The 3,624-nt window shown below is 41.3% G+C and carries 4 protein-coding genes; 1 reads left to right on the plus strand and 3 read right to left on the minus strand.

Annotation, left to right across the window (positions count from 1 at the left end; translation table 11 throughout):
- The first annotated feature begins 249 nt into the window (after window positions 1-249).
- The gene (locus CK510_RS27925; protein WP_095724754.1) at window positions 250-1,995 is read left to right on the plus strand and encodes an MBL fold metallo-hydrolase; all 1,746 of its coding nucleotides are present in this window, start codon (window positions 250-252) and stop codon (window positions 1,993-1,995) included.
- Between the two features lie 206 nt (window positions 1,996-2,201).
- Here CK510_RS27925 and CK510_RS27930 read toward each other — a convergent pair whose 3' ends face one another.
- From CK510_RS27930 to CK510_RS27935, 3 genes are all read right to left on the minus strand, one after another.
- Window positions 2,202-2,513, minus strand: a complete 312-nt coding sequence (locus CK510_RS27930; protein ID WP_095724755.1) for a DUF6679 family protein — start codon at window positions 2,511-2,513, stop codon at window positions 2,202-2,204.
- 228 nt (window positions 2,514-2,741) lie between these two features.
- Complete coding sequence (locus tag CK510_RS32440) at window positions 2,742-2,900, minus strand: hypothetical protein (RefSeq protein ID WP_169927035.1); 159 nt, start codon at window positions 2,898-2,900, stop codon at window positions 2,742-2,744.
- Between the two features lie 377 nt (window positions 2,901-3,277).
- Window positions 3,278-3,487: a hypothetical protein gene (locus CK510_RS27935; RefSeq protein ID WP_095724756.1), complete on the minus strand. Its 210-nt coding sequence runs from the start codon at window positions 3,485-3,487 to the stop codon at window positions 3,278-3,280.
- Window positions 3,488-3,624: the final 137 nt, after the last annotated feature.

Consider the following 3,624-nt stretch of genomic DNA (forward strand, 5'->3'; position numbering starts at 1 on the left):
GTATCAGGGGAAAACAGACTTGTGTGTACACCGTTTTTGTGAAGGGGAGGGAACAGGATTTCTAGTTTCCCCCGCATCTAGAGGTTATGTGTTTTATGAAATCTAGGTTACTAAAAGGAGTTAAGTGTTAGATATTAAGAAAATTATTGCTGGGGAAATATCAGAACTTAAAGACTTGATCCCAGCTTTAAGAGGGAACCTTGAAATGTTAGGCTTGTAAATAGCGTTACACAAGTTTTATGTAGCAGCATGAGCGATAATCCTTCAAAGAAGGAATCATTTAACGATAGCGATGATACTGAGCATCTGCCTGATGGGAAAGATATTTCGGTGTCTTCCCAGTTTGATGTTGGGGAATCAACTTGTGATTTAGAATGCTTTGCGTATGGGGTTGACCATAACGGTGAGGGTGTTTGTCTTTTGGTACGGATGGGACAACACCGAATTTTGCTTGACTGTGGTTTGTCCGATATTTCTAGCTTAGTGCAGGCTGTGACTAAATCGGCACGTCAGGGTAAATCCCCATTACCTGCTGATTTTGTTCTGACTAGCCATGCTCATCCCGATCATGCGCGGGGTCTTTTAAAAATTCATGAGATGTACCCATTATTACCAATCTATGGTAGCGAGGTGACAAGCAAACTATTACCTCTCAACTGGCTGGAACGGGAGGATAAAGAAAATTTACAATTTTGCCAAGCCTTGCCATTACGATCGCGAATTGAACTCAAGCCAGGATTAGTTCTAGAATTGTTTCCCGCCGGACATTTACCGGGTGCTGTGGCGATTTTATTGACCTACACAACCCCACTACGCACTTACAAACTGCTTTATACTGGGGATTTTTTCCTATCAAATTCTCGCTTAGTTGAGGGTTTACGCTTGGAGGAACTGCGGGGTTTGGAACTTGATGTGTTGATTATTGAAGGTTCCTACGGTACTGCCAGACATCCTCACCGACGCAATCAAGAAAACCAACTTGCAGAAAAAATTAACCGCGCGATCGCAGATGGATATTCTGTGCTTATGCCCTCTCCAGGGTTGGGATTGGGACAGGAATTACTCATGCTTCTTCGTAGTCATCACCACTTCACTGGACGCGATTTAGATATTTGGGTTGATGGTACTGTGGTTACTGGTTGTGATACATACTTGGAACTATTGCCACACTTACCTGCTTCTGTCCAAAATTTTGCCCGCCATCAGCCTTTATTTTGGGATGAGCGGGTGCGTCCTCGTGTACGAAAACTTCAACCAGAGAGGCGTGCTGTGGTTGGTAATGCCCCTTGTATTGTACTTACCGACTTTATTGTTGATATTAAAGAATACTGCCAATCCGGAACCGGACCTTGGTTAATTTTGTTACCAGAAAAAAGTAACTTTGAAGTTGACAAGGAAATTAACAAAAATTTATCTCGATTCGTACAAGTCGAAAATTACTTTTTGGCACAGCATAGCGATGGTCCCGGTACAACCCAGCTAATTCATAATTTGCGACCGCAGCATGTTATCTTCGTTCACGGTTCGCCTGTTTATTTAGCTGATTTAACTAGTTTGGATGAATTACAAAATCGCTACCACGTACATTCACCAGTTCCTGGTGTATTAGTTCAACTACCAATTGGCGATACATTTTTGCAACCAGCCCCGCCAGAGACTAATTACGAGGGGGAACTTACGGAGTTAGGCACGGTAGTTACAATTACATTGCCTGATGCGATCGCGGCTGACCCACGTTGGCGACAATTTGCTGATACCGGATTAATTGAAGCACGTTGGCAAGGGGAAGAATTAGTTTTGCGTGGGTTATCGCAACGGGAATTAATGAATCAAACTAGCGATAGATTTGTCTGGCAAGATGTTGACTGCTGCGGAACTTGCCGACATCAGCGCGGAGGACGTTGTTGGAATCAAGCTTCGCCATTGTACAATTTCCGCGTCACTCTTGAAGGTTATTGTCCGGCTTTTGAAGGTCAAACCCAACCTAAAATTTAAAAATGCAATATATAAAAATGCAATATTAAGAGAGACGCGATATATCGCGTCTCTACGGGGGAATATATTTTGTAAATCGCAACTGCAACAACGCGATAAGCGGCGAAATATTGCTGGGGGATGCATCCTCCAGCAAAGTTTCGCGAGCTTAATGCGGTCGGCATATCACAAAATATATATCCCTAACCGAATGTCTCCCCTACACTTTACTCTGGATTCGAGTCTGGGTAATGCTTGTGGATACGTTCGGCTTCCGGACAATCCTCCGTTAAAAGCGGTTCAACGTTGCTACGCGATACAGAAGCCAATTTTTGGGTGACAGCTCCTATACTCTCCAAACGAACCATTTCTTCCCAAGAACAAAGTTCGTCTTCTTCGTCAGTTTCGTACCGTAAGGTGACTAAATCCCCTTCTATCTCGATGATGCGAGCGCGTTCTATCCAGCGTTGCTGGTCCCGCAAGAAAACGCATACTTCTCGCCCATCGCAGCACAATTGATAAATCTTGCGGTGTAGCATCTACTGCTTCTGCCTTTTTATACAAAGTTAATTCTATTACAATCTGGGTTTTATGCCCAGTCAATGGCATCTTTTGAAGGTCCGAAAAACTGACGCATCAAGAGTAGCTTTAATTTCAGACGAAATCCAAAAATTGCTCGCTTTTGTTCAGTTCTGAGAAAAGTCTTTGTACAACGCTTTCATTGTACTCAACCTCTGAACAGCAATTCTTAAACTCGGCTTGTTGTGTCAGAGAATATCTACCTCATAGAAGTCGTATAACTCAGGATATTGCCTTACCAGATTAATCATCACTGGTGGTTCCTTTCTATTACTATGTAATAAATTATACTCTAAAATTAGAGTTAATTGCGGTTGTATGAGTTGCCGACTTGTAATTTTTGGCATCGCTGGGAACTCTAGGGACTAGGCTTTTCTTTTTACCCTAATGTATTATGATCTTAGCTCATTCTTTGCCTGACCTAAAAAAAAATTGAGTAATAATAATGAAACAGTTTTTGTTTTTGCAGTTTATATAATTCCGTCTAGTTTTTTGGTAGGGTGGATTACAAGCAAAAGAGCATAGAAAAAGTAGATTTAGATAATTTGTGAGATTGCTTGGGAATGGTAATTGTACTTTAGTTAAGCAAAAAATTCCACCTTTGGCATCACCCTAAGAAGATTATGCCATTAAAAATTTATAAAAATTGATCTCAACAACACACTGCTCCACAGCTTTACGTTTTGCGATCGCTTTCCTACTCACAGATGTTACTAAATTAGGTTTACTTATGGCTTTCCAGTTGTTCAAACAGGGCATTTGAGGATGCTTCTCGTTTTACAGTTCCAGCACTAACGGCATCACGGAGTGTGAATAAAGCCGTAAAATCATCTGGTAGGAAGCTTTTTGTGGATAGCATTTGCAAAAGTAAACCTTCGGATGCAACGCTTAAATATCCAGTTTGGAAAGCAGATTCAATCAGAGAGCGAATCATTGTTTAGTTTGGATCGTAGTTAGGGGTGAATATCTTTCCACTGTGGAATATTTTTCACTACTCTAAGTTGATATGAATCAGTCAAAACAAGTGACGTATATTATCAATGCAAGTGATTTTAATCACACATCTTATAC

Source organism: Brunnivagina elsteri CCALA 953 (genome assembly GCF_002289455.1).
Classification (GTDB): domain Bacteria; phylum Cyanobacteriota; class Cyanobacteriia; order Cyanobacteriales; family Nostocaceae; genus Brunnivagina; species Brunnivagina elsteri.